Origin of the sequence: Nonomuraea sp. NPDC049646 (assembly GCF_044465525.1) — a bacterium.
Classification (GTDB): domain Bacteria; phylum Actinomycetota; class Actinomycetes; order Streptosporangiales; family Streptosporangiaceae; genus Nonomuraea.
The window spans coordinates 193,980-218,385 of the sequence record NZ_JBITLU010000010.1 but is presented as its reverse complement, the minus strand read 5'-3'; the positions used below and the strand labels follow the sequence as shown (position 1 = coordinate 218,385).

Annotated in this window: 26 protein-coding genes; 7 read left to right on the top strand and 19 right to left on the bottom strand. The window is 71.2% G+C overall.

Annotation, left to right across the window (positions count from 1 at the left end; translation table 11 throughout):
* Positions 1-42: 42 nt before the first annotated feature.
* Genes ACIBQ8_RS29535 through rph form a run of 3 tightly spaced genes read right to left on the bottom strand, consistent with a single transcriptional unit; the run spans position 43 to position 3,126 of the window.
* Positions 43-1,773: a molybdopterin-dependent oxidoreductase gene (locus ACIBQ8_RS29535; RefSeq protein WP_397193478.1), complete on the bottom strand. Its 1,731-nt coding sequence runs from the start codon at positions 1,771-1,773 to the stop codon at positions 43-45.
* Positions 1,774-1,819: 46 nt separating this feature from the next.
* A complete protein-coding gene (rdgB, locus tag ACIBQ8_RS29530; protein ID WP_387667897.1) occupies positions 1,820-2,410 on the bottom strand; it encodes an RdgB/HAM1 family non-canonical purine NTP pyrophosphatase in 591 nt (196 codons plus the stop codon).
* The gene (gene rph / locus ACIBQ8_RS29525; RefSeq protein ID WP_357995279.1) at positions 2,407-3,126 is read right to left on the bottom strand and encodes a ribonuclease PH; all 720 of its coding nucleotides are present in this window, start codon (positions 3,124-3,126) and stop codon (positions 2,407-2,409) included. The genes rdgB and rph overlap by 4 nt, the downstream gene beginning before the upstream one ends.
* Before the next feature lie 53 nt (positions 3,127-3,179).
* On the opposite strand from rph, the gene ACIBQ8_RS29520 reads away from it, so the two are divergent.
* Entirely contained in the window at positions 3,180-4,433 is a 1,254-nt protein-coding gene (locus tag ACIBQ8_RS29520; protein ID WP_397193477.1) for an MFS transporter, read from the top strand.
* On the opposite strand, the gene ACIBQ8_RS29515 is transcribed toward ACIBQ8_RS29520, so the two are convergent.
* From ACIBQ8_RS29515 to ACIBQ8_RS29505, 3 genes are all read right to left on the bottom strand, one after another.
* Positions 4,418-5,170, bottom strand: a complete 753-nt coding sequence (locus ACIBQ8_RS29515; protein ID WP_397169585.1) for an MBL fold metallo-hydrolase — start codon at positions 5,168-5,170, stop codon at positions 4,418-4,420. The genes ACIBQ8_RS29520 and ACIBQ8_RS29515 overlap by 16 nt on opposite strands.
* Positions 5,167-5,991, bottom strand: coding sequence for a glutamate racemase (gene murI, locus ACIBQ8_RS29510; RefSeq protein ID WP_397193476.1), 825 nt, complete (start codon positions 5,989-5,991; stop codon positions 5,167-5,169). Before murI ends, ACIBQ8_RS29515 begins: the two co-directional genes overlap by 4 nt.
* 85 nt (positions 5,992-6,076) lie before the next feature.
* Complete coding sequence (locus ACIBQ8_RS29505) at positions 6,077-6,868, bottom strand: thioesterase family protein (protein ID WP_397169588.1); 792 nt, start codon at positions 6,866-6,868, stop codon at positions 6,077-6,079.
* 137 nt (positions 6,869-7,005) lie between these two features.
* Between ACIBQ8_RS29505 and ACIBQ8_RS29500 the strand changes: the two genes are divergently transcribed.
* Positions 7,006-7,332: a hypothetical protein gene (locus ACIBQ8_RS29500; RefSeq protein ID WP_397169589.1), complete on the top strand. Its 327-nt coding sequence runs from the start codon at positions 7,006-7,008 to the stop codon at positions 7,330-7,332.
* Between the two features lie 85 nt (positions 7,333-7,417).
* Positions 7,418-9,247 (top strand): DUF3352 domain-containing protein, encoded by a 1,830-nt coding sequence (locus tag ACIBQ8_RS29495; protein WP_397193475.1) that lies wholly within the window; start codon positions 7,418-7,420, stop codon positions 9,245-9,247.
* 47 nt (positions 9,248-9,294) lie between these two features.
* On the opposite strand, the gene ACIBQ8_RS29490 is transcribed toward ACIBQ8_RS29495, so the two are convergent.
* The 5 genes from ACIBQ8_RS29490 to clpS all read right to left on the bottom strand — a co-directional run bounded on the left by ACIBQ8_RS29490 (position 9,295) and on the right by clpS (position 11,896).
* Positions 9,295-10,242: a PLP-dependent cysteine synthase family protein gene (locus ACIBQ8_RS29490; RefSeq protein WP_397193474.1), complete on the bottom strand. Its 948-nt coding sequence runs from the start codon at positions 10,240-10,242 to the stop codon at positions 9,295-9,297.
* A gap of 1 nt (position 10,243) precedes the next feature.
* The gene (locus ACIBQ8_RS29485) at positions 10,244-10,516 is read right to left on the bottom strand and encodes a MoaD/ThiS family protein (RefSeq protein WP_352350116.1); all 273 of its coding nucleotides are present in this window, start codon (positions 10,514-10,516) and stop codon (positions 10,244-10,246) included.
* Between the two features lie 140 nt (positions 10,517-10,656).
* Positions 10,657-11,058 (bottom strand): M67 family metallopeptidase, encoded by a 402-nt coding sequence (locus ACIBQ8_RS29480; RefSeq protein ID WP_352327704.1) that lies wholly within the window; start codon positions 11,056-11,058, stop codon positions 10,657-10,659.
* Positions 11,059-11,067: 9 nt separating this feature from the next.
* On the bottom strand, positions 11,068-11,592 hold the full coding sequence (locus ACIBQ8_RS29475) for a DUF2017 domain-containing protein (RefSeq protein WP_397169593.1): 525 nt from the start codon (positions 11,590-11,592) through the stop codon (positions 11,068-11,070).
* A gap of 10 nt (positions 11,593-11,602) precedes the next feature.
* Complete coding sequence (gene clpS / locus ACIBQ8_RS29470) at positions 11,603-11,896, bottom strand: ATP-dependent Clp protease adapter ClpS (protein ID WP_397169595.1); 294 nt, start codon at positions 11,894-11,896, stop codon at positions 11,603-11,605.
* Between the two features lie 46 nt (positions 11,897-11,942).
* On the opposite strand from clpS, the gene ACIBQ8_RS29465 reads away from it, so the two are divergent.
* The 3 genes from ACIBQ8_RS29465 (at position 11,943) to ACIBQ8_RS29455 (ending at position 14,486) form a co-directional block, all read left to right on the top strand.
* Positions 11,943-13,226: a nicotinate phosphoribosyltransferase gene (locus ACIBQ8_RS29465; RefSeq protein WP_397170700.1), complete on the top strand. Its 1,284-nt coding sequence runs from the start codon at positions 11,943-11,945 to the stop codon at positions 13,224-13,226.
* A gap of 14 nt (positions 13,227-13,240) precedes the next feature.
* On the top strand, positions 13,241-13,810 hold the full coding sequence (locus ACIBQ8_RS29460; RefSeq protein ID WP_397193473.1) for a nicotinamidase: 570 nt from the start codon (positions 13,241-13,243) through the stop codon (positions 13,808-13,810).
* Between the two features lie 166 nt (positions 13,811-13,976).
* A complete protein-coding gene (locus ACIBQ8_RS29455; RefSeq protein WP_397169599.1) occupies positions 13,977-14,486 on the top strand; it encodes a hypothetical protein in 510 nt (169 codons plus the stop codon).
* Between the two features lie 6 nt (positions 14,487-14,492).
* Here the strand turns inward: ACIBQ8_RS29455 and ACIBQ8_RS29450 are convergent, their stop codons facing one another.
* The 7 genes from ACIBQ8_RS29450 to ACIBQ8_RS29420 form a co-directional block, all read right to left on the bottom strand.
* The gene (locus ACIBQ8_RS29450; protein WP_397169601.1) at positions 14,493-14,870 is read right to left on the bottom strand and encodes an STAS domain-containing protein; all 378 of its coding nucleotides are present in this window, start codon (positions 14,868-14,870) and stop codon (positions 14,493-14,495) included.
* 166 nt (positions 14,871-15,036) lie between these two features.
* Complete coding sequence (locus ACIBQ8_RS29445; RefSeq protein ID WP_397169602.1) at positions 15,037-16,791, bottom strand: DEAD/DEAH box helicase; 1,755 nt, start codon at positions 16,789-16,791, stop codon at positions 15,037-15,039.
* A 124-nt stretch (positions 16,792-16,915) separates the two neighbouring features.
* Positions 16,916-17,812: a hypothetical protein gene (locus ACIBQ8_RS29440; protein ID WP_397193472.1), complete on the bottom strand. Its 897-nt coding sequence runs from the start codon at positions 17,810-17,812 to the stop codon at positions 16,916-16,918.
* Positions 17,813-17,902: 90 nt separating this feature from the next.
* Positions 17,903-19,291 (bottom strand): MFS transporter, encoded by a 1,389-nt coding sequence (locus tag ACIBQ8_RS29435; protein WP_397169605.1) that lies wholly within the window; start codon positions 19,289-19,291, stop codon positions 17,903-17,905.
* Positions 19,292-19,315: 24 nt separating this feature from the next.
* Positions 19,316-20,296 carry a M43 family zinc metalloprotease gene (locus tag ACIBQ8_RS29430; protein WP_397169606.1) on the bottom strand — a complete coding sequence of 327 codons (981 nt, stop codon included), beginning with the start codon at positions 20,294-20,296 and terminating at the stop codon, positions 19,316-19,318.
* Between the two features lie 78 nt (positions 20,297-20,374).
* Complete coding sequence (locus tag ACIBQ8_RS29425) at positions 20,375-20,632, bottom strand: DUF3039 domain-containing protein (protein WP_397169608.1); 258 nt, start codon at positions 20,630-20,632, stop codon at positions 20,375-20,377.
* Positions 20,629-21,114 carry a hypothetical protein gene (locus ACIBQ8_RS29420; protein WP_397169610.1) on the bottom strand — a complete coding sequence of 162 codons (486 nt, stop codon included), beginning with the start codon at positions 21,112-21,114 and terminating at the stop codon, positions 20,629-20,631. The genes ACIBQ8_RS29425 and ACIBQ8_RS29420 overlap by 4 nt, the downstream gene beginning before the upstream one ends.
* Positions 21,115-21,182: 68 nt before the next feature.
* Here ACIBQ8_RS29420 and ACIBQ8_RS29415 point away from each other — a divergent pair, with 68 nt between their 5' ends.
* Positions 21,183-22,589 carry a cellulase family glycosylhydrolase gene (locus tag ACIBQ8_RS29415; protein WP_397169612.1) on the top strand — a complete coding sequence of 469 codons (1,407 nt, stop codon included), beginning with the start codon at positions 21,183-21,185 and terminating at the stop codon, positions 22,587-22,589.
* A 127-nt stretch (positions 22,590-22,716) separates the two neighbouring features.
* Here the strand turns inward: ACIBQ8_RS29415 and ACIBQ8_RS29410 are convergent, their stop codons facing one another.
* Positions 22,717-24,315 carry an MFS transporter gene (locus ACIBQ8_RS29410; protein WP_397169614.1) on the bottom strand — a complete coding sequence of 533 codons (1,599 nt, stop codon included), beginning with the start codon at positions 24,313-24,315 and terminating at the stop codon, positions 22,717-22,719.
* Positions 24,316-24,406: the final 91 nt, after the last annotated feature.

The following is a 24,406-nucleotide window of genomic DNA, read 5'->3' as shown; positions in this document are numbered from 1 at the left end:
TCCGTCGTGGACGACGCCTTTACCTGCGCAAACGTCCGCGAATCAGGCCACCTGGACCGTCACGGCCGGCCACCCGCTGGCGCCGTCGGGCGCGGGCGGCGCCTGCTGTTCGGTCTGGGTGTGACCCGCCGCGTCCGTCGCGCGCGCCTCGATCGTGTGCTCGCCGGGCGTGGCGTCCCAGTCGAGCGCCCACTGCCGCCAGGTGTCGGGCCCCGGCACGGCGGCCAGCCTCGCCTGCCGCCACTCGCCGCGATCGACCCGCACCTCGACGGCGTCCACCCCGATGTGCTGGGCCCACGCCACCCCGGCGATGGTCGTGCGCCCGGCCTTCAGCGAGCCGCCGCTCCTCGGGACGTCGATGCGCGACTCCGTCTTGATCGGCCCCTTGGCGGCCCACCCGCGTGGCGTCCAGTACGCCTGGTCCTGGTCGAACCGGGTCACCTTCACGTCCACCACCCACTTGGTGGCCGACACGTACCCGTACAGGCCGGGCACGACCTGGCGTACGGGGAAGCCGTGCTCGAACGGGAGCGCCTCGCCGTTCATGGCGATGGCGAAGAGGGCGTCGCGGCCGTCCATCACGACGTCCACGGGCGTGCCGCAGGTGAAGCCGTCGTCGGAGGTGGACAGCAGCATGTCGGCCCCCGGCTGGAGCCCGGCACGGCGCAGCAGGTCGGCCATGCGTACGCCGAGCCAGCGGGCGTTGCCGACGTACGGGCCGCCCACCTCGTTGGAGACGCAGGTCAGGGTGATGTCGGCCTCGGTGAGCGGCAGGTTCAGCAGCTCGGCGTAGGTGATCTCGACCGGTCTGTCCACCATGCCGTGGATGCGAAGCCTCCAGGCGCGCGGGTCCACCTGGGGGACGACGAGCGCCGTATCAACTCTATAGAAGTCCTGATTTTTCGTGATGAAGGGTGACAGGCCGGGGATGCGGAAGTCCGTACCGGCGGGAAGGGGACGGGCGGGCGTCGCGGGCCTGGGCAGCGCCAGGTTCACCCGCGTCGCGGCCAGCTCCCGCCGCCCGCCGAGCTGCCGCCCCAGCGCGGCCGACGCCCCCGCGACCACGATCCCGCCGGCCACCCCGGTGATCAGCCGCCGCCGGTCGAACCCCCGCTCCCCCGCCCCGGGACGCATCACGGCAGGCCGCTCCACAGCCCCCTCACCACCCTCGGAAACCGCACCGCCGCCCTTGGCATCCTGCTCGCCACCGGCATCACGGACGGCACCACCAACCCCGCCAGCCGGCTCACCACCGGCTTCGGTGATCGCACCGCCACCGACCCCGGGGACCGCGACCGCGCCGCGGCGACCGCCCGCGCGCCGCAGCAGCCACCCCAGCGTCAGCCCCCCGCACAGGACCCCGGCCACCGTGGGCAGCACGTCCGCCGCCCCCGCCCCCGGACGGGTGAGCACCGCGGCCACCCCCACCACCCCGAACAGGGCCAGCCCCGCGTACCCGTACGCGAGCCGCCGCCGCGCCAGCACCCCGACGACGGCCGCGATCCCGGCGAGCACCACGAGCACGCCCCCGACGAGGACGGTCTTGTCGTTCTCCCCGAACGTGTTGATCGCGAAGTCCTTCACCGGCGCCGGCGTCAGGTCGACGGCGGCGTCCCCCACCGCCACCACCGGAAAGGTCTCAGGACCGATGAGCCCGGCGACGAGCTGCGCGATCCCCAGCGCCAGCGCGCCCGCCGTGAGCCCCGCCACGGCACCGGCCCACGCGGGCACCCCGGCGGGCCCCCGCGCGGGTACTGTCTCGTTCTTCTGCACGGTACGACGTTACGTCGCCCGAGGTCAGCAGGTTCTTACGCGGTGGTTACGAGCCGACGATGTCGCGCACGATCGGCGCCAGCGCGCGGAAGGCGCGGCCCCGATGGCTGATGGCGTCCTTCTCGTCGGGCGACAGCTCGGCGGTGGTGCGATCGTGGCCGAGCGGCACCAGGATCGGGTCGTAGCCGAAGCCGTTGGTGCCCCGCGGGGTGGTGATCAGGTGGCCGGGCAGCGTGCCCTCCACCACCCGGTGCTCCCCGGACGGCAGCGCGAGCGCGGCGGCGCAGGCGAAGTGCGCCGACAGCTTCTCGGCGGGCACGTCGGAGAGCTGGGCCAGCAGCAGGTCGAGGTTGGCCTGGTCGTCGCCGTGGCGGCCGGACCAGCGGGCCGAGAAGACGCCGGGCATGCCGTTGAGCACGTCGACGCAGAGCCCTGAGTCGTCGGCCACGGCCGGCAGCCCGGAGCCGTTGGCGACGGCGTGCGCCTTGAGCAGCGCGTTCTCCTCGAAGGTGACGCCGGTCTCGGCGACCTCGCCGATCTCGGGGAACTCCTCCAGGCCGACGATCTCGAACCCGGTGAGGATGCGCCGCAGCTCCGCGATCTTGCCCGGGTTGCGGGTGGCGAGCACGATCTTCATGCGCCCAGCGCCTCCTGCTGGATCAGGGTGAGCTCCTCGCACCCGGCGGCGGCCAGGTCGAGCAGCTGGTCGAGGGCCGCGCGGTCGAAGGGCACGCCCTCGGCGGTGCCCTGGACCTCGACGAAGGCGCCCTCGCCGGTCATCACGACGTTCATGTCGGTCTCGGCCGCGACGTCTTCGGTGTAGCACAGGTCGAGCATGGGGACCGAGCCGACGACCCCGACGGAGACGGCCGCGACCGAGCCGATCAGCGGGTCTCCGGGGCACATCTTGCGCGCCTTCATCCAGGCGACGGCGTCGGCGAGCGCGACGTAGGCGCCGGTGATCGCGGCGGTCCTGGTGCCGCCGTCGGCCTGCAGAACGTCGCAGTCGAGCAGAATGGAGTTTTCGCCCAGCGCCTTGTAATCGACGCACGCGCGAAGTGATCTTCCGATCAACCGGGAAATCTCGTGCGTGCGCCCGCCGATTTTGCCGCGGACCGATTCCCGGTCATTACGGGTATTGGTCGCCCGCGGCAGCATCGCGTATTCGGCCGTGACCCAGCCCTGCCCGCTGCCCCTGCGCCAGCGCGGCACGCTGTCCTGCACCGACGCCGCGCAGAGCACCCTCGTGCCGCCGAACTCGACGAGGACCGAACCCTCGGCATGCGCCAGCCACTGCCGGGTGATGGTGATGGGGCGTAGCTGGTCGGGGTTGCGGCCATCCTGTCGGGACATGCAGATCACCCTATCTCCGTGGCACGACACTCTTGACCAAATGTGTCCGACACATGGATCCTTACGCAATGACAACGGGGGTGTTGCGAAACCCTGACTTCCTCCGGTTCCTGACGTCGCACGTGGGGAACGAACTGGGAGCGAATATCTCGCGCGTGGCCCTCCCGCTGGTGGCGGTCGTCACGCTGCACGCGCAGCCGGCCCAGGTGGCTCTGCTGTCCGCGCTGCAGACCGCCGCGTTCCTCGTGCTCGGCCTGCCCGCGGGGGTGTGGGTCGACCGGATGCGCCGGCGCCGCGTGATGATGGTCACCGACCTGGCCAGGTTCGTGCTGCTGGCGAGCATTCCGCTGGCGGCGTACCTGGGCGTGCTGTCGATCGGGATGATGTTCGCGGTCGCCTTCCTGGTGGGTGTGGCGCAGGTCTTCAACGACGTCGCGGACCAGACGTACCTGCCCAGCCTGGTGAGCGCGCGGCAGCTCGGCGACGGCAACTCCAAGCTGGAAGTGGTGCGCTCCGGCGGCTTCCTGGCCGGGCCGGGCGTCGGCGGCCTGCTGGTGCAGCTCGTCGGGGCGCCGTTCACGATGCTCGCCACCGCGCTGGGCTCGCTGACGTCGGCGCTGTTCCTCAGCGCCATCAAGACCCCGGACAAGCCGCCGGCGGCGGGCGAGCCCGAGCCGTTGCTGCGCGGCATCGGCGTGGGCCTGCGCTACGTGTGGCGCGACCGCCTGCTGCGCATGTTCGCCGCGTCCTCGGTGATGGCGAACCTGACGGTCGGCGCGGTGCTCGGCCTGTCGGTGTTGTTCCTGGCCGAGGAGGTGGGCCTGGCGCCCGGTCTCATCGGCGTGCTGCTCATGTCCGGCGGGTTCGGCGGCGTGGCCGCGGGCCTGCTCGGCGCGCTGCTGGCCAGGAAGGTCGGCACGGCCAGGATCACCTGGCTCTCGCTCACCGTGCCGGCCCCCTTCGCCCTGCTGCTGCCGATGACCCAGGCCGACTGGCGGGTGGCGTTCTTCGCCGTCACCTCGATCGCGTTGTCGTGGAGCTCGGCGCTGGCCGCGGTGGGCCAGATCACCTACCGGCAGACGACGGTCCCCGAGCAGCTGCTGGGCCGGGTCAACGCCTCGTTCCGGTCGCTGACGTGGACCTCGGTCCCGCTCGGCGCGCTGCTCGGCGGGATCGTCGCCCAGCAGTTCGGCGTGCGGACGGCCTTATGGGTGTTCATGATCGGCCGGGTCGTGTCGTTCGTGCCGCTGCTGTTCTCGCCGCTGCCCCGATTACGCGACTTCGACGACGTTCAGGCCAGGTCGTAGACCGCGCCGCTGCGGGCCAGCTCGATCGGCCCGGCGTAGCCGCCCCTCGACGCGTCCTGCAGCACCCTGGCGTTGTCGTTCCACGGCACCAGATGGGTGAGCACGAGCTTGCCCGCGTTGGCCTTGGCGGCGTGCTCGGCCGCCTGACGGCCGGTCAGGTGCAGGTCGGGCGGCAGATCGGGCCCCTCGACGAACGACGCCTCGCACAACAGGAGGTCGGCCCCCGCGGCCAGCTTGACCAGCTCCGCCGACTCCCCGGTGTCCCCCGAGTACGCCATGCACACGTCGTCGCTGGCCACCCGGAACCCGTACGCCTCGACCGGATGGTTCACCAGGCCGGCGGTGACGACGAACGGCCCCACCTCGAACGAGCCGGGCGACAGCGGCGTGAAGTCGAAGGCGGTCTCCAGGCCGGGCTCGTCCGGCATCCCGTACGCGGCCGCGAGCCGGGCCGGCGCCCCCTCGGGCGCGTAGACCGGCACGGGCGGGTACGGCGCGTCGGGCCCGTACGTGCGGGCCACGTGGTAACCGCAGACGTCGAGGCAGTGGTCGGCGTGCAGATGGGACAGGCAGATGGCGTCCACGTCGTAGAGGCCGATATGGCGCTGGAGCGCGCCGAGCGACCCGTTGCCGAGGTCGAGCAGCATCCTGAACCCCTCGGCCTCGACGAGATAGCAGGACGCGGGGCTGTCGGGGCCCGGGTAGCTGCCCGAGCATCCGACGATGGTCACCTTCATGTGGGCCTCCCGCTCAAGGTAGTACCCCCCACTGGCGCGACTTCGACCACGTCGATCTCCGGGCCCAGGAATCGCCTGCCGAGGCGGGCGAAGAGCTGGGAGTCGCCGGTGGCGCGGAAGCGGTGCCGGGGGGTGGCCTCGCCTCCCGCCGCCAGGCCGCGGTCGTGCAGGATCCGGTAGACGTCCTTGGCCGTCTCGTCGGCGCTGGAGACCAGCGTGACCCCGTCGCCGACGACGTAGGAGATCGCGCCGGTGAGCAGCGGGTAGTGGGTGCAGCCGAGGATGAGCGTGTCGCAGCCGGCCGCCCTGATCGGTTCGAGGTAGTCGCGCAGGACGTCGATGAGCTCCTTGCTCATCGTCTCGCCGCGCTCGACGTACTCCACCAGCCGGGGCGCGGCCACGCCGGTGAGCTGCACGTCGGGGGCCGCGGTGAAGGCGTCGTGGTAGGCCAGCGACGTGATGGTGGCCTGGGTGGCGATCACGCCGACCCGGCCGGTGCGGGTGGCGCGCACGGCCCGCCTGGTGGCGGGCTGGATCACCTCGACGACCGGCACGTCATAGCGTTCGCGGGCGTCGCGCAGCACGGCGGCGCTGGCGCTGTTGCACGCGATGACGAGCATCTTGACGTCCTGCTCGACGAGGTGGTCCATCACCTCAAGGGCGTAGGCGCGCAGCTGCGCGAGAGGTTTCGGCCCGTACGGCTGGCGGGCCGTGTCGGCCACGTAGGTGATCGACTCGTGGGGGAGCTGGTCGATGATCGCGCGGGCGACCGTCAGGCCGCCCACCCCGCTGTCGAAGATCCCAATACTCTCGTCCGGCACGTTCTAGAGGGTAGGCGACCTGCTCGATCAACACCGCGTAAGAATGCTCACACCTGACGAAGACGCGCCTGTCGTGTCGCGCGCCTCAGCCTCTTCCGACCCGGGCGAGCTGACGCGACTGGGCGACGAGCCGGCCCGCGGAGTCCCAGACCTCGACCTCCTCGTCGAACCAGCCGTCCGAAATGAGGCGGCCGCTCCCGATCAGGGTGAGCCAGCCGGGGGCGGGCAGGGCCCGCAGGTGCCAGGTGAGCTCGACGGTGGGCGCCCAGCCGCGGGCGCCGGCGGAGAAGACCACGGGCGGCAGCGCGTCCACGGCCAGGGCCAGCACGTACGGGTCGGCGTCCTGCGGCTCGGCCATCCTGAAGTACGCCCGCGACTCCGGCCTGCCCGTCGGCTCGCCGGCCAGCCAGGCGATGGTGGGCGGGTCGAAGCGCATGTCCATCTGGGCGTTGAGGGTCATGTTGTTCTCGGGCTTGGGGTCGGGCAGCTTGACGCACTCCTCGACGGACGGCATGACGACCGAGGGCGCGTCGGTGTAGGCGGGGTCGGCGCCGGCCAGGGTGGCGGTGGTGATCAGGCTCTCGATCTGCGGCACGCCGTCCTGGACGAGGGTGGCCCTGGCGAAGGCGGCCGTGCGGCCCGACTTCAGCGGCTCGACCCGGACCTGGGCGGGGCCGGCGACCGGTGAGCGCAGGAACTGCGAGGTGGTGCTCACCGGGTGCTCGAACGGCGAGGCGTCCACGGCGGCGCGCAGGATCACGGCCATCAGGTAGCCGCCGTTGAGCGGGCCGCCGATGGAGTATCCGGGGTCGAGGCACACGTCATAGGTGGTCTCGTCGACCCGGATCGCCTGTGTGGCCTCGTCGAACTTGGTCATCCCGCCCTGCCTTCACCGTACGGAACTATATTCTAGTAGTCCCCCCACTTTACGCGGGGCTGCGGCGTTCGCACCACGCCGTTCCGACATCAGCGCGCCTACCTGCGGAAACACCACCCGGATGGGACAGTTCGATCATGGCAACTGTCACCGAACTCATCGGTCAGTCGGTGTGGGACTGCAACGGGATCTGGGTCGGTCACGTGGTCGACATCCGCGCCCACAAGCACAGGGGCGGGCTCCAGCAGAGCCAGACGGTCTACGGCCTGGTCGTCTCGGGACGGCGGGCGCCCGTCCTGCTCGGGCTCACCCGCGACCGTCAGGGCCGCTCCCCCTGGCTGTCCAAGACGCTGGCGCGGACGGTGTACGCAGGGTGCACGTTCGTCCCCTGGGCCTGCGTGACGGACTGGACGGATGGCGAAGTTCACCTCGATGTGCTGAAAAAGGAGCTGAACCGGGCCTGATCCCGACTTCAGCACATTGCAAGCGGCCATCTAGCAACATCAGCTACCTTCTCTGTGGTCAAAAGTCCACATTGTGAGTTGAGTGATGTCTGCGAATAATCCCCCACCTGGCCAGGATCCTGAGCGCACCACGGCGTACCGAGGAGGCTGGGACCAGCCGCAGGAGCAGCAGCAGCCGTACCAACCGCAGCAGCCGTACCAGCAGCCCTATGGTCAGCAGGCCCCGCAGCCGGGGCAGGGAGCTTCGTACGGGCAGCCGGCTTACAGCCCTCAGTCCGCCTACGGCCAGCAGCCCGCCTACGGCGCCCCGTACGGCGGCCAGGCGCAGCAGGGTTGGCAGCAGCACCAGCAACAGCCACAACAGAGCTGGCCGCAGCAGGACCCCTACGCCCAGCAGCAGCAACAGCAGGGCTGGCAGCAGCAGGACCAGTACGGACAGCAGGGTTGGCAGCAGCAGGGCCCCGAGGGCTTCGGCCCGCCCCAGCCGGCGAAGAAGGGCGGCCGCAAGGGCTGGCTGATCGCCGGGGCGGCGGCGCTCGCGGTGGTGCTGCTCGGCGGCGGCGCGGTGTGGGCCGTGGGCGCGATCGGCGGCGGCGGCACGCAGCCGAACGAGGTGCTGCCCGCCAACGCGATCGCCTACGCCCGCCTCGACCTCGACCCGGCCGCGAACCAGAAGCTGGCGCTGTTCCAGCTCGCCAGGAAGTTCACGGTCACCAAGGGCTCCTTCACCGGCGAGGACCCCCGCCAGGCCCTGTTCAACCTGGTCAACGAGAGCGGCGACAAGAAGGTCGACTTCGCCAAGGACGTGGACCCGTGGCTGGGCAGCAGGGTCGGCTTCGCCGCCGTGCCCTCCGGCAAGCCCGAGCCCGACTTCGCGGTGGCCGTGCAGGTCAAGGACCAGGCGCAGGCCAAGGCCGGCATCGCCAAGCTCATGGACGGCGACAAGTACGGCATCGCCTTCCGCGACGACTACGCGCTGCTGTCCTCGACCCAGGCGCTGGCCGACAAGTACGCGAAGGGCGAGGCCACCCTCGCCGACAACAGCGAGTTCAACGACGACATGGGCGACGTCGGCGAGCAGGGCGTGCTGTCGTTCTGGGCGGACATGGGCGCGCTGGCCAAGCTCACCCCCATCCCCGCCGAGCAGGCCGCGAGCATCGAGCCCATCAAGGACGCCCGGTTCGCCGGCGCGCTGCGCTTCGACAGCGCCTACGTCGAGCTGGCCGGCCTGGTCCGCGGCGCCAAGGGCGTGACCTCGGACGACCTCCAGCCCGCCACCTTGGGCACGCTGCCCGCCGGCACCGCCGGCGCCCTGTCGGTCTCCGGCCTGGACCAGATGATCACCAGTCAGTGGGCCCAGATCCAGAAGTCGGCCGCGGCCGGCGGCGGCGCCGAGGTCCAGCAGCTCCTCGACCAGGCCAAGACCAAGTTCGGCCTCGACCTGCCCGGCGACCTGGCCACGGTGCTGGGCAAGAACTTCACGGTCGCCGTGGACAGCCAGGGCCTGGACGGCGACCAGATCAAGGCGGGCGTCCGCGTGGTCACCGACCCGGCCAAGGCCCAGGCGGTGGTCGGCAAGATCGAGAAGGCGCTGGCGGCCAGCGGGCAGCCGGCACCGCAGCTCGCCAAGGTGCCCGGTGACGGCGTCTTCACGGCGGCGACGAGCGAGGAGTACGCCAAGAAGCTGGCCGAGGAAGGCACCCTGGGCGACTCCGAGACGTTCCAGACCGCGATCCCCGACGCCGGCGAGGCCACCTTCGCGCTCTTCGTGGACCTCGACAAGGTCGAGCACCTGTACCTGCAGAGCATGCAGGGCGACGAGAAGGCCAACGCGCAGGTCCTGCGGGCCGTCGGCCTGAGCGGCAAGCAGAGCGCCACCGAGGCGGACTTCTCGCTGCGGGTGTTGTTCAACTGACCATGAACAAGGGGGCGGCCGTTCCGGCCGCCCCCTTGTTCATGTCGTCAGGCCCAGAGCTGCCCTTCCAGGCGCTCTTCCGCCTCCTCCAGGGTGCCGTCGTAGGCGCCCGTGGACAGGTACTTCCAGCCGCCGTCGGCCACCACGAAGACGACGTCGGCCCGCTCGGCCGCCTTGACGGCCTTCCCGGCCACGCCCAGCGCGGCGTGGAGCGCGGCGCCCGTCGAGACGCCCGCGAAGATGCCCTCGGCGGCCAGCAGCTCGCGGGTGCGGCGCAGCGCGTCGGCCGAGCCGACGGAGAAGCGGGTGGTGAGCACGGACTCGTCGTACAACTCGGGGATGAAGCCCTCGTCGACGTTGCGCAGGCCGTAGACCAGCTCGCCGTAGCGCGGCTCGGCGGCGACGATCTGCACGCCGGGCACCCGTTCCCGCAGGAAGCGGCCGACGCCCATGAGCGTGCCCGTCGTGCCGAGCCCGGCGACGAAGTGGGTGACCGTGGGCAGGTCGGCCAGGATCTCCGGGCCGGTGGTCTCGTAGTGGGAGCGCCAGTTGGCCGGGTTCCCGTACTGGTAGAGCATCACCCAGGACGGGTTCTCCGCGGCCAGGCCCTTGGCCACGCGGACGGCCTCGTTGGAGCCGCCCGCGGCGGGCGAGGAGATGATCTCCGCGCCCCACATGCGCAGGAGCTGGCGGCGTTCCTCGGAGGTGTTCTCCGGCATCACGCAGATCAGCCGGTAGCCCTTGAGCTTGGCCGACATCGCCAGCGAGATGCCGGTGTTGCCGCTGGTGGGCTCCAGGATCGTGCAGCCGGGCGTGAGCAGGCCGTCCTTCTCGGCCTGCTCGATCATCCACAGCGCCGGCCGGTCCTTGATCGACCCGGTCGGGTTGCGGTCTTCCAGCTTGGCCCAGACGCGCACCTCGGGCGAGGGCGACAGCCTGGGCAGCCCGACGAGCGGCGTGCGCCCGACCGAGTCGATCAGCGAGTCGAACCGCATGTCACCCGCCGGCGACGGCGGGCAGCACAGTCACCGTGTCGCCGTCGGACACCGGGGTGCCGAGGCCGCCGAGGAAGCGCACGTCTTCGTCGTTGAGGTAGACGTTGACGAAGCGGCGCAGGCTGCCCTGGTCGACCAGGCGGTCCTTGATGCCGGGGTGGCGCGACTCAAGGTTGCTGATCAGCTCGTCGAGGGTGGCGCCCTCGGCGTCGACGGCCTTGGCGCCGTCGGTGTAGGTGCGCAGGATGGTGGGAATGCGAACCTCGATGGCCATCGCGGTCATTCTCCTCTTATCTGGTCGTCGTCCCATCGGCGGCAACACCGATGGCTTGGTACGGATTCCAGATCAGCGACAGTCGTAGACGACGACGGCCGGGGTGTGCGCGAAGAGGTAGCTCTGCACCGGCCGGACCATCATGGGAGGAATCTTACCTCTTCCTCCTCGATCACTCCGTCGAGGATCCGGTAGGAGCGGAACTCGACCTCGTTCTCGTCCCTGGTCGAGACCAGGACGTAGTGGGCCTGCGGCTCGGAGGCGTAGGACACGTCGGTGCGCGACGGGTACGCCTCGGTGGCGGTGTGGGAGTGGTAGATCACGACGGGCTCCTCGTCGCGGTCGTCCATCTCCCGCCAGACGCGCAGTTGCTCCATGGAGTCGAACCGGTAGAAGGTGGGCGAACGCTCGGCGTTCTCCATCGGGACGAATCGCTCGGGCACGCCGTCGCGCCCCGCGATCACCCCGCACGCCTCGTCGGGATGGTCGGCCCGCGCGTGCGCGACGATCTTGTCCACCAGTTCCTGCGAGATCGTGAGCATGCCCGGAAGCTACCAGAGGGCGCGGACCAGGCTGTCTTGGAGGTAGGTCAGCCAGTCGTAGGTGACGTAGGCCGGGTAGCGGGGGTCGTCCTCGGACATCATGGCGATCTCGTCGTGGATCTCCTCGGTCACGTCGAGCTTGGTGCCGAGCGTCAGGCGCACGTCGTTGAGCGAGCGCAGCCACGCCTGGGCCTGCTCCGGCGTCAGCTCGGCGCCGCCGGGCCGCGCGGTGTCCAGGACGGTCTGGGCGTCGGCGCGCTTGCCGTCGCGCAGTGTGGCCTCGGTGTAGCGGCGGAACTCCGAGGCCTCCTGCTCGTCCTCGTAGGCCGAGGGGAACAGCCGGGCCAGCACCGGGTCGGTGGGCGCCTGGGCCGCCCCGATGCCGAGCGCCCGCTCCAGCGGATCGTCGCTGGTCTCCCCCGGCGCGACCAGGCCGAGCAGCATCGAGACGAGCGAGCGCAGCAGCGAGACCTCCGCGGCCTCGAACTGCGCGATGACCGAGCCGTTCCGCCCGGCCGAGAACCCCGAACTCACCGCCGCCGCCTCACTTGACCGAATCCGGCTGGACCGTCGCCCACAGGCCGTAGGAGTGAAGAATCTGCACATCGCGTTCCATCTCTTCGCGCGTGCCACTGGACACGACCGCCTTGCCCTTGTGGTGGACGTCCAGCATCAGTTTCTCCGCCTTCTCCTTGGTGTAGCCGAAGACGGTTTGGAAGACATAGGTCACGTAGGACATGAGGTTGACCGGGTCGTTCCAGACGATGGTCACCCATGGCAGATCGGGCCGGACGTCCGATGACGGACGCTCGACGGTGATTGGAGCGGTGCTACCCACATCCCCGAGTCTGCCCTATCTGGGTCGTAGTCTTCGAGTCGTGAGAATGACCATGAGCACTGCGTTGCTCACAGATCACTATGAGCTGACGATGCTCCAGGCGGCACTGCGCAGCGGCGCGGCGCACCGGCGCGCGGTCTTCGAGGTGTTCGCCAGACACCTGCCGGGCGGCCGCCGGTACGGGGTCGTGGCCGGCATCGGACGCGTCCTGGACGAGCTCGAACGCTTCCGTTTTGGTGACGAAGAACTCACCTTTCTCCGCGAGCAGGAGGTGGTCGACGAATCGACTCTGGCGTTTCTCGCCGATTACCGGTTTTCCGGGAACGTCTACGGCTACCGCGAGGGCGACCTGTACTTCCCCGCCTCCCCGATCATGATCGTCGAGGGCACCTTCGCCGAGGCCGTGCTGCTGGAGACGCTGACGCTGTCGATACTCAACCACGACTGCGCCATCGCCTCGGCCGCCTCCCGCATGACCAACGCCGCCGGCAAGCGCCCGCTCATCGAGATGGGCTCGCGCCGCACGCACGAGTACGCCGCCGTCGCCGCCGCCCGCGCCGCCTACATCGCCGGGTTCGCCTCCACCTCCAACCTCATGGCCGGCCACGTGTACGGCGTCCCCACGGCGGGCACGGCCGCGCACGCCTTCACCCTGCTGCACGACTCCGAACGGGACGCGTTCGAGGCCCAGATCGCCTCCCTCGGCGTGGGCACGACGCTGCTGGTGGACACCTACGACGTCGAGCAGGCGGTGCGCACTGCGGTCGAGCTGGCCGGCAGCAAGCTGGGCGCGGTCCGCATCGACTCCGGCGACCTGGCCGCCGCCGCGCAGGAGGTGCGCGAGCTGCTCGACTCGCTCGGCGCCTTCGACACCCGCATCGTGGTCACCTCCGACCTCGACGAGTACGCGATCGCCGCGCTCGCCGCCGCCCCGGTGGACGGCTACGGCGTGGGCACCTCCCTGGTGACCGGGTCCGGCGTCCCCACGGCGGCCCTGGTGTACAAGCTGGTGGCGCGGGAGACGGGCGCGGGCCGGCTGGAGGCCGTGGCCAAGCGGTCGGTGGGCAAGCCGTCGCGCGGCGGGCGCAAGGAGGCGTACCGGCTGCTCGACGCAGGCGGGCACGTCGAGACCGAGCTGATCACGACCGGCGGCGTCGTCCCCGAAGGCGGCATCCCCCTGCTGCACGAGCTGGTGCGCGACGGCGAGGTCGTCGGCCGGGAGCCCCTGTCCGCCGCCCGTGAGCGCCACGCCGCCGCCGTCGCGCTGCTCCCCCAGGAGGCGCTGCACCTCGGGAGGGGGTACGCGGCGATCCCCACGGAGTTCGTCTGACGTATCGTGCTCTTATGGGCACCGCGTTGATCATCGTCGATGTGCAGAACGACTTCTGCGAGGGTGGCAGCCTGGCCGTGGCAGGCGGCTCTGAGGTGGCCGCCGCGATCACCCGCCATCTCGGCGACCACGGCTACGACCACGTCGTGGCCACCCGTGACCACCACGTCGACCCCGGCACCCACTTCTCGGACACCCCCGACTACGTCACGTCCTGGCCCGCCCACTGCGTGGCCGGCACCCCCGGCGCCGACTTCCATCCCTCCTTCGACGTGTCGGAGGTGGAGGAGGTCTTCAGCAAGGGCGCCCACGCGGCGGCCTACAGCGGCTTCGAGGGCGCCTCGGGCGACGGCGCGCCGCTGGCCGACTGGCTGCGCGAGCGCGGGGTGACCGAGGTCGACGTGGTGGGCATCGCCACCGACCACTGCGTGCGGGCGACCGCGCTCGACGCGGCGGCCAACGGGCTGGCCGTGCGCGTGCTGCTCGACCTGACCGCGGGCGTCTCCCCGGCGACCACGCAGTCGGCCCTGGCCCAGATGGAGGCCGCCGGCGTGACGCTGGAGGGCACGCCCAAGGCGGGCTGACCGGCCACAGCCCCGGGACGGCCCGGGGTGCGCCGCCGCCGGGCGTGATCACGCACGGTACACAGTGCGCAACCCTGCGGTCATGTGATATTCAAGGATGACCTAACCTCTCCGCAGTCGAAGTAGTACGTAGAGTCATATCTCTTCATCCTGTGCGAGGTTCCTCATGCTTGCCATCTCCCTGGGCGTGGCCTGGCTGCTGCTCGCCCCTCTCGCCCTCTGGGTGCTCGTCAAGGGCCGTCCGGGGGCGCGGGTGGGCGCAGTCGTGACGCTGGCGCTGCTGGAGGCCGCCACGGTCGCGATGGGCGACGTGCCCTCCGGCCGCGGCCCCGCCGTCGTGGCCCACGACATGCCGCCGGCGCCCGCGCTGCCCGCCTGCGACGAGCGCACCCCGATCCCCCAGTGGGCCAAGATCGGCCGGCAGCTCGTGCTGTCGTGGTCGGCCGCGCCGCGCGAGTGCGCGACGGCCAAGGTGATCGCGCGCCCCGAGGGCCGCCGGCTGCTGGTGTGGGTGCACGAGGGCCCGCTGAGCGGCGACCATCAGGGGGTGCGCACCCTTCCCGTCCGCGTCAAGGACGGCCGGGCCGCGCTGACCGTGCCGCTGCCTGGCAAGGAGCGCTACGTCCCCGTGGACGGCCGCTCCGGGAGGAGGATCCCGGCCCCCGCCGGCCTCTAGAGCCCTCTAGAGGGTCGCCACGGCCAGCCGCAGGGCGTCGTCGAACCTGGCGAACACCTCGAACGCGTGCCGCAGCCCCGTGATCGACAACACCCGCGCCATCACCCCGTGCACCCCCGCGAGCAGCAGCCTGGTGCCCCTCGACTCGCACCGCTGCATGACCTCGACGAGCTCGTTCATGCCCATCGAGTCGCAGAAGGCGACCGCGCCGAGGTCGAGGATGAGGAACGGCTCGGCCGGCAGCTCCCAGACGCGCTGCATGTGCTCGCGCAGGACCGGGACCGCGTAGACGTCGAGCTCGCCTTCGAGCCGGATGATGACGGCGTTTCGGGAGAGGCCGCAGGCGACGGTGAGCGTCGACCTGCCGGGGGCCTCAGACGACATGGGCAAGATCCTTCTGGTATCCCAAGACAGCCAAGAGGGTTGTTGCCGTTCTGGCCGGCTCTCTAACGGAAGGTCACTGCTCTGTGTCCAAATGTGCAGGGTCCCCTGCCGGACCCCCGCCGGACCCCTTCGCCGGTTCGCGGGGAACCGGCGAAGGGGGGTGCGGCTAACGCCGCTGGGTGGCCCAGCGGCGGATGGCGTCGATGCGCTCCTGGATCTGCTCGGCGGTGGCCTGCGCGATCGGCGGGCCGCCGCACGTGCGGCGCAGCTCGGCGTGGATGACGCCGTGGGGCTGGCCCGTGCGGTGGTTCCAGGCGCCGACCAGGCCGTTGAGCTCGCGCCGGAGCTCGGCGATCTGCTCGTGCGGGGCGAGCGTCTCCTTGGGCTGCTCGGCCGGGCCCTGCCTGCGCTTGGCGGCCTGCTGGTCGGACTGGCGCTTGCGGAGCAGGGTGGCCACCTGGTCGGGCTCCAGGAGGCCGGGCAGGCCGAGGAAGTCCTCCTCCTCGGCCGAGCCGATCTCCGCGCCGGTGCCGAACTCGCCGCCGTCGAACAGCACGCGGTCGAAGGTGGCGGAGGTCTCCATCGTCTCGAACGGCAGCTCGTCGCCCAGGACGTCGGGGTTGTCCTTCTGCCGGTTGGCCTGCTCCAGCAGGCTGTCGTCGAGGCCGTCCTCCGGGGGCTTCCTGTTGAGGACGTGGTCGCGCTCGACCTCCATCTCGTTGGCCAGCCCCATGAGGGTGGGCACCGAGGGGAGGAAGACCGAGGCGGTCTCGCCGCGCTTGCGGGCGCGTACGAACCGGCCCACGGCCTGGGCGAAGAAGAGCGGGGTGGAGGTCGAGGTGGCGTAGACGCCCACGCACAGGCGCGGGATGTCGACCCCCTCGGAGACCATGCGGACGGCCACCAGCCACCGGTCTTCGGAGGCGGCGAACTGCTTGATCTTCTTGGACGCCCCCGGGTCGTCGGACAGGACCACCGTCGCGCCCTCGCCGGTGATGTTGCGCAGGTGGCGGGCGTAGGCGCGGGCGGTCTCGTGGTCGGTGGCGATCACCAGGCCGCCCGCGTCGGGCACGCCCCGGCGGACCTCGGTCAGGCGGCGGTCGGCGGCCTGCATGACCTGGCGGATCCAGTCGCCCTTGGGATCGAGGGCGGCCCGCCACGCCTGGGACAGCTGGTCCTTGGTGAGCGGGGTGCCGAGCGTCGCGGCGATCTCGTCGCCCGCGCGGGTGCGCCACTTCATCTCGCCGGAGTAGGCCAGGAAGATCACCGGACGGACGACGCCGTCGTCGAGCGCCGGGCCGTAGCCGTAGGAGTAGTCGGAGACGCTGCGCTTGACGCCCTCGGCGTCCTCCTCGTAGCCGACGAACGGGATCGGGTTGTCGTCGGACCTGAACGGCGTGCCGGTGAGCTGGAGCCGGCGGGTGGCGGGCTCGAACGCCTCGCGCACGCCGTCGCCCCACGACTTGGCGTCGCCCGCGTGGTGGATCTCGTCGAAGATGACCAGCGTCTTGCGGGCCTCGGTGCGCGCCCGGTGGAGCGCGGGGTGCATGGCGACCTGCGCGTAGGTCACCGCCACCCCGGTGTAGTCGCGCGAGGTCGTGCCCTGGCTGTTCTTGAACTCCGGGTCGATGCCGATGCCGACCCGGGCGGCGGCGTCGGCCCACTGGCGCTTGAGGTGCTCGGTGGGCGTGACGATGGTGACGGCCCTGATCACCCCGTTGGCCAGCAGCTCGCTGGCGATGCGCAGGGCGTAGGTCGTCTTGCCCGCGCCGGGGGTGGCCACGGTGAGGAAGTCACGCGGCTCGCGCCTGAAGTACAGGTCGAACGCCTGCTGCTGCCAGGCGCGCAGTTTGGGCGCGGTGCCCCACGCGGCGCGGTCTGGATAGGAAGGCGAAAGGTGGGACGCGGCGAAGGTGCTCACCGCATCACCTCTGGGGTTCGTGTGCTTCGCTCTCTCACAGTGACCCAAGAGTAATCGGGCTCACCGACAAGACGTGCCGTGCACCGAGGATTCTGGCCAAGGTCTTCCCTACGTGCTATGTGGCTTATCTGAAGCTCGTCATCACCGCGTCGAGCGCCTGTCTGCCGGTGGCCGCCTCGGGCTGGAGCAGGCCGACGAGCAGCACGGCGCGGCCCGCGCGAGTGAGAAGCATCACGCGCAGGAACGCGGGCCGGTTGACGACGTCCTGGTACTCGGCGCGCAGGGCCCGGGTGTGTCCCTGCGGGATGTCGCGGTCGTCGACGACGGTGACCTTGTCGCCCTTGAGCAGCAGCCTGGAGTACAGCTCGGCGGCCTCCCCCGCGGCCTTCTTGACGTTCTGCACGGGCTCGGCGACCCGCCTGGCCATGACCAGCGCGCCGTTGCCGTCCCTGGCGACCGAGGTGAAGCCGGTGACCGGCGGGACCGTCCCGGCGCTCCAGCCGGGCGGCAGCCGCAGCGTCACGCCGGCCACGGCGTCGCTCAGCCGGTCGGGCCGGGGCGGCGGCGCGGTGAGCCGGGACGCCACCGCGTTCGCCCCCGCGACCAGCCCCGCCGCCGCCACCAGGGCGACCAGGACGCCCGCCGGACGCCGTCCGCGCCGCGGCGCCTGTTCCAGCGGTCCGGGGTCGGCGGGGGTGCCGTAGAGGCGGGCCGAGGGAGGCAGCGGCTCGGAGGGGGTCGCGTGGCGGCGGGCCGAGGGGGGCAGCGGGTCGGAGGGGGCGGCGGGGCGGCCGGCCGGAGGCGGCGGGTCGAACGGGACCGTCCTGCGGATCCGCGGGTTCCACGCCGGCCGCTCGTACGGGTCGCGCCCCCGGCGCGGCGGCCAGGGGGCCTCCTCGTCGCCGCTGCCGTCGTCGCCGTCGTCGCTGTCGGAGTCGTCCGGGAAGTCCGCGTCCTGGGGAGGAGTGCGGCGGTGGCGGGGCCCGGAAGCGGGGGGCCAGACCCGGTGATCATCCTCCATGACACCTCCTCGTCCCGTTGTCCTATCACTCCTCGGGACGAAGATCTGGCGATCCGTGATCGTTGTGGCGGGAGGGGCAGAATCACACGATCAGCGGGTGCGGGCGGCCAGGAACGTGGCGGCCAGCCCGATGAGCGCCATGAGGATCGAGATCACCACGAATCCGGTGGCGATCTGCCCGGGGCCGTGCCCGATGAAGTTGATCACCGCGCCGCCCAGGCCCACGGTCAGGGCCGAGCCCAGCATGTCGGTGACCGACAGCGCCGCGGAGTTGGCTCCCTGCTCGCTCACCGGCGACTGCCTGAGCGCGGTGACGCTGACCGTGGTCATGCCGAGGCCCATGCCGAACCCGGCCGCGATCCAGGCCGGCACCGCGATCCAGCCGCTCACCGCGGGCAGCGCCGCGAACAGCGCGATCACGATCCCGGCCGTGACGCACACCGCCCCGAGCCTGATCCGCCGGTGCGGCTCGGCGGTCCGCCTGCTCTGCAGGAACGAGCCCGCCGACCAGCCGAGCGCGCCCGTGGTCAGCGCGATCCCGGCGGCCCTGGCGTCGAAGAGCTTGACCGACGTGAGCACCAGCGGGATGAAGGAGTTCACCCCGAAGAAGGCGGCCGAGAAGAACCCGCGCAGCAGCACGGTCGTGGGCAGCCCGCGCACGAACCGCAGCGCGCCCGGCGGCAGCAGCCGGTACAGGCCGTAGGCGAGGAAGCCCAGCCCGCCGAGCGTGGCCGCCGCGCCGATCACCGGCTGCTTGTGCAGCTCGTCCACGCCCCACAGCAGCACGCCCGCGCCGCCGGCGGCGGAGGTGGCGGCCAGCGTCATCGCCAGCGGCTGCGAACGCGGCCCGCGCGGGCTCCCATCGGCCTCCCCGGGCGAGGCCATCCGGAGGGCGGGGACGAGCATCACCAGCGCGGGCACCACCAGCGGGATGATCCCGTAGAAGACGAACCGCCAGCCCCACTGGTTCGCGACGGCCCCCGCCACGGCCGGCCCGACCATCGAGGGCACGACCCAGGCGGCCGACAGCGCCGCGAAGACCTTGGGCCGCACGACCGCCGGGTAGACCCGCGCGATCATCACGTACAGCGCCACGATCGAGGAACCGGCGCCCAGCCCCTGGACGGCCCGCGCCACCAGGAACAGCTCCTTGGCGTCGGCCGCGCCGGCCAGCGCCATCCCGGCGACGAACAGCACCACCCCGACGAGGAACGGCAGCGGGTAGCCGCGCCGGTCCGACCAGAGCCCGGCGACCACGTTGGCGAACAGGCTGGCGATGAGGAAGGCGGAGAAGCTGATGCCGTAGAGGTTGAGCGCGTCGAGGTCCGCCGAGACCGCCGGCATGACGACGCCGACCGACATGCCCTCGAAGGCGATCAGCGTGACCACCAGAAGGATCCCCAAGGTGGCGGTGCGGTACTGGGGCCCGAGGATCGGGGGTGAGGTGTCGGGAGCGTCGATTGCCTTCGGTGCTGTCACCTGCACATCGTAATTGGCCCCAAACTACGCATCCGCGCTGCGTCGGTAGACCGTCCACATCTCGTGCATGCGGTCGGCCTGGCCCTGGGTGAACTCCGACATGCACCGGTCGTGGGTGTAGTCCATGTAGTTGCGCATCGGGTCGGCGCCGGTGTGGGGGCAGGTGTCCTTGCCCTCGGGGCAGCCCTCGGTCGCGCGGGCCTCGGGGGCGGTGTCGGCGATGCCGTCGCCGGGCTCGTCGCAGCCGTTCTCGAAGGTGTGGAACAGGCCGAGCCAGTGGCCGATCTCGTGGACGCCGGTGAAGCCCTTGTCGTAGTTGGTCATCGGGCCGCCGGGCAGGCTGCGCCAGTCGATCACGACGCCGTCGAGTGCGGGGGCGCCGGCGTACCAGTAGGGGTAGCTGGCGAAGCCCAGCATGAGCTCGCTGAGCTGGGCGATGTAGAGGTTGAGCGTCTGGGCGCCGCCCTTGTGCAGGCGGGTCTTCATGTCCTTCTCGCCGCCGACGGGGTCGGTGAACCAGCCGGCGTTCTCCTTGACGGAGACCGACTCCAGCTTGAAGCGCACGCCGGTGTCGACGCCGCCGTTGCGGCCCGCGTAGGCGGCGTTGAGGACGTCGATCTGGGCCTTGACCGCCTGCTCGGAGACCTTGCGGCGGCCGTCGGTGAGGACGACCACCCGGGTCGGCACGGTGATGCGTGCGGGCACGGCCACCCCGCGCAGCCGGACCTTCAGCTCGGCCATGACCTTGGCGACGTCCTCGGGGAGCGGCGAGCGCGGACCGGTCGCCCTCGGCATGCCCCGCGTCGGGCCCGCGGCCGGGGGCATGGCCGGACGCCCGGCCGAGGGCACGGCCGGGTGCACGGCCGGTTGCACAGCCGGGTGCGCGGTCAGGCGCGCGGCCGACGACGGGCAGCGTGACGTCGGCGTGGCGTCGAGCGGGAGCGGCGGGGCGAGCCCGGCCGCCAGCAGGCATGCCAACGAGACGGCGGTCGCGCGCCGGGCCATGCAATCCCCCCGTGACGGTATGGGCTGGTCAGATTACCGACCGTAGCCTTACCCGAGGGGATTGGGCTTCAGCAACACTCACTGCTTCTCGTCGTCGCCCCCGCCGCCCGACGGGAGACCTTCGTAGATCTCCTTGCACTCGGGGCAGACCGGGTATTTCTTCGGGTCCCGGCTGGGCACCCAGACCTTGCCGCACAGGGCGCGGATCGGTGTGCCCGTCACCATGCTTTCGGTGATCTTGTGCTTGTCCGCGTAGTGGGCGAAGCGCTCGTGGTCGCCGTCACCGTGAGAGGTGCGCGGCGTGGTCTCCTGCTCGGGGAGGATCTTCGTGCTCACCCCATCGAGTTTATGCCCGCCGGCGAGCGGTCCCGCGTTGCGCGCCGGCGTGGCAGCGCGGCGAGCCCCGGAAGCCAGCCGAGCACGATTCCCCAGATCAGCCCCAGGGCCAGGCCGCCGCCGAGATAGCCGAGATAGGCGCCGATCCCGGCCTGCGCGACCGTGGCGAGCAGGGCCGCGCGCAGCAGGTTCACCGCGACCGCGGCGGCCACGAACCTGCCCCAGGTGCGCCAGAAGCCGCCGCGCGTGGCCGCCACCGCGCCGACCAGGGCGAGCGCCAGGACCGTGTCGGCGAGCGTGAGCAGCCACGTCGTCTCGCCGAGGGGGACGACGCGCAGCCCCGGCAGCGCGTACGGGCCCCCGACAGCGGACGGCACGGCCAGGTAGCCGACCCTCGTGACCAGGGCCGCGCCGAACAGACCGAACCCCAGGACGATCAAGAAGGCGACGATCGCCGGCAGGCTATTGCGAACAAGGCTCATGTTCGGCAGGCTAGCCGCGTCCATGATTCTGATGGAAGACCCCATTTCCCGGCATCTGCGGAGATCAGATGAAGCGTGCCAGGTTGCTCGCGACGACAGCCGTGCTCGTCCTGCTGGCCGGAGGCGCCGTCGCCGCCGCGACCAGGGACGCTCCCTCCTCCACGCCCCGCTATGTCACCGACGACCGGGGACGGGCGCTGATCCTGCACGGCTTCAACACGGCGGGCAGCGCCAAGGGCGCCCCCGACGCCCTGCCCGAGCTGACCCCGGACGACATCGACCGCGAGTACCGTGACATGGGCACGAACTTCGTGCGGTTCCTCATCCAGTGGCGGGCCGTCGAGCCCTCCCCCGGCACCTATGACACGAAATATCTGGACAAGGTGGCTGAGCGGGTGCGGTGGTACTCCGACCGCGGCTACCAGGTCATGCTCGACATGCACCAGGACCTGTGGGGCAACGGCATCACCCCCAGCGGCGTCGCCGGCAACGGCGCGCCCGGCTGGGCCACCCACACCGACGGCCTGCCGGTGGCCACCGAGCACTTCACCTGGGAGATGTACTACCTGGAGCCCGGCGTCATCCGGGCCTTCGACCACTTCTGGAACACCACCGGCGAGCACCCCGAGCTGATGGACCACTACGCCGGGGCGTGGGCGGCGGTCGCGGCCCGCTTCAAGGACGTGCCGGGCGTTCTCGGCTACGACCTGATGAACGAGCCGTGGGGCGGCTCGGTCCAGGGCGCGGCGTTCGAGACCGGCCCCCTGGCCACCCTCTACCGCAAGAGCATCGACCGGATCAGGGCCGTCGACCAGGACAGCTGGATCTTCCTCGAACCGCAGGCCGTGGGCGTCAACTGGGGGCTGCCGTCGTCGCTGCCGCGCTTCGACGACCCGCGCGGCGGGCCGCCGCGCATCGCCTTCGCCCCGCACGTCTACCCGCTGCCGCTGGACCTCGGGGACGACTACGCCGCCGGCTCCAAGGAGTGGACCGACCGCACGCTGGGCTGGTGGCGCGACAACATCGCGCGGACGGCCGAGCGCATGGGGGCGCCCGTCCTGCTGGGCGAGTTCGGGCTGGACATGACCCGGCCCGGCGCGTCCGACCTGGTGCGGAAGGTCCAGGGGGTGAGCGACGAGGTGGGCACCGGCATGGCCTACTGGTCGCGGGACGCCGACGCGTGGGGGCCGTACGACGTCAAGGGGAAGGCCACCGCGTTGCCGGGCGCGTACGTCAGGGCGTACCCGAGGGCGATCGGCGGCGTCCCGGTCAGCGTCACGTACGGCGAGAACCGCCTCCAGGTGACCTTCGACGCCAACGAGACCGGCCCCACCGAGATCTACCTGCCCGAACGCGGCTTCCCGAACGGCGCCCGGGTGGACGGCGGCACCGCCACGTGGAACGCCGCCAGGCGCATCCTGACGGTCACCACCAAGACCTCGGGCCGCGTCGTCCTGACCGTCACCCCCGCATAAACCGGACCAGGACAACCGTCACCCCCGCACAACCGCGCCCGGACAACCGTCACCCCCGCACACGCGGGCCCGGACAGCGGAACGGCCCCCGCCACTCTTGGGCGGGGGCCGTTCCGGCGGGACGCGGTCAGCCCATGTGGACCGGCGCGCCCTCGCTCTTGCGCCCGGCCTTGACGAACAGCGTCAGCAGGGCCGTCAGCACCGCGACACCGGTGCTGACCAGGAAGGCGAGGTGCATGCCGTCCATGAACGAGTGGTGCACGGCGTCCGTGACCACCTGCGGCAGCCCGGGCGGCGCCGCGCCGAACGCGGCGGCCTTCTCCAGCAGCGGGAGCTGCGCGGGCGGGATCGCCTGCGCCGCCGGGCCGAGGTAGCCGGGCAGGGTGTCGGCGATCTCGCCGGCCATCACGGCGCCCAGGATCGCGGTGCCGAGCGCGCCGCCGACCTGCATGGCCGACTGCTGCACGCCGCCCGCGACACCGCTCAGCTCGACCGGCGCGTTGCCCACGATGATCTCGGTCGCGCCGACGAACACCGGCGAGAGACCGAAGGCCAGCAGCACGAACGGCAGGCCGCTCTCGATGAACGAGGCGTCGATGCTGAGACGCGACATGAGGAACATCGAGCACGCGGTGATCAGCAGACCGGCGGCCATCGTGATCTTCGGGCCGAGCTTGCCGATCGCCATGCCGGCCAGCGGCGAGGCCACGATCATGCCGGCGCTCATCGGCAACATGCGCAGACCGGCCTCCAGCGGGGTCAGGCCGTGCACGCCCTGGAAGAAGAAGCCCAGGAAGAACATCGCGCCGAACATGGCGAACGCGACCATCATCATCAGCAGGGTGCCGATCGAGATCGAGGCGTTCTTGAACAGCGACAGCGGCACCAGCGGCTGCTTGGCCCTGCTCTGCCAGAAGATGAACGCGGCGATGAGCACCACGAACGCGCCGATGAAGGTCAGCGTCGTCGAGTCGCCCCAGCCCCACTCGGGGGCCTTGATGATCGTCCAGACCAGCGAGAACATCGCGCCCGACAGCAGCAGCACGCCGAGCCAGTCGATCCTGGCGAACGTCTGGACGCGGTTCTCCTTGATCAGGAAAATGCCCATGATCAGCGCGATGACGCCCACCGGGGCGTTGATGAAGAAGACCGACTCCCAGCTCACCTTCTCCACCAGCACGCCGCCCACGATCGGGCCGGCGGCGCTGGACAGGCCGATGATCGCACCCCAGGCCCCCATGGCCTGGTTCAGCTTCTCACCGGGGAAGGCGCCACGCAGCAGGGCCAGGGCGGCCGGCTGGAGCAGGGCGCCGAAGAGACCCTGCAGCACCCGCAGGCCGATCAGCGCGCCGACCGGCGACACGCCGGGCACGATGTCGGCCAGCTCCTGGCTGAGACCGATGCCGACCGAGGACAGAGCGAAGCCGGTCACGCCGATCAGGAAGACGCGCTTGTGCCCGAACAGGTCGCCGAGCTTGCCCGCCGTGATCAGGAACACCGCCAGCGCGAGCAGGTAACCGCTGGTCACCCACTGCAGGTCGGACAGCGACGCCTTCAACTCCATCTGGATGACGGGGTTGGCGATGCCCACCACCGTGCCGTCCAGCATCACCATGATGACGCCGAGGCTGACCGCCAACAGCACCAGCCACGGGTTTCCGCCACCTGTCCCCGTCTTACCGAGGCCGGGCGACGACGGTTCGACGACCGCCTTCGCGTTAGCCATAAGGTCCCCCTCAGTCACATACCGCTCAACTGCGGCATAGGTCTCGTAAGCCTCAGGTAGGGTATGTCAGGCGATGACTTATGACAAACGA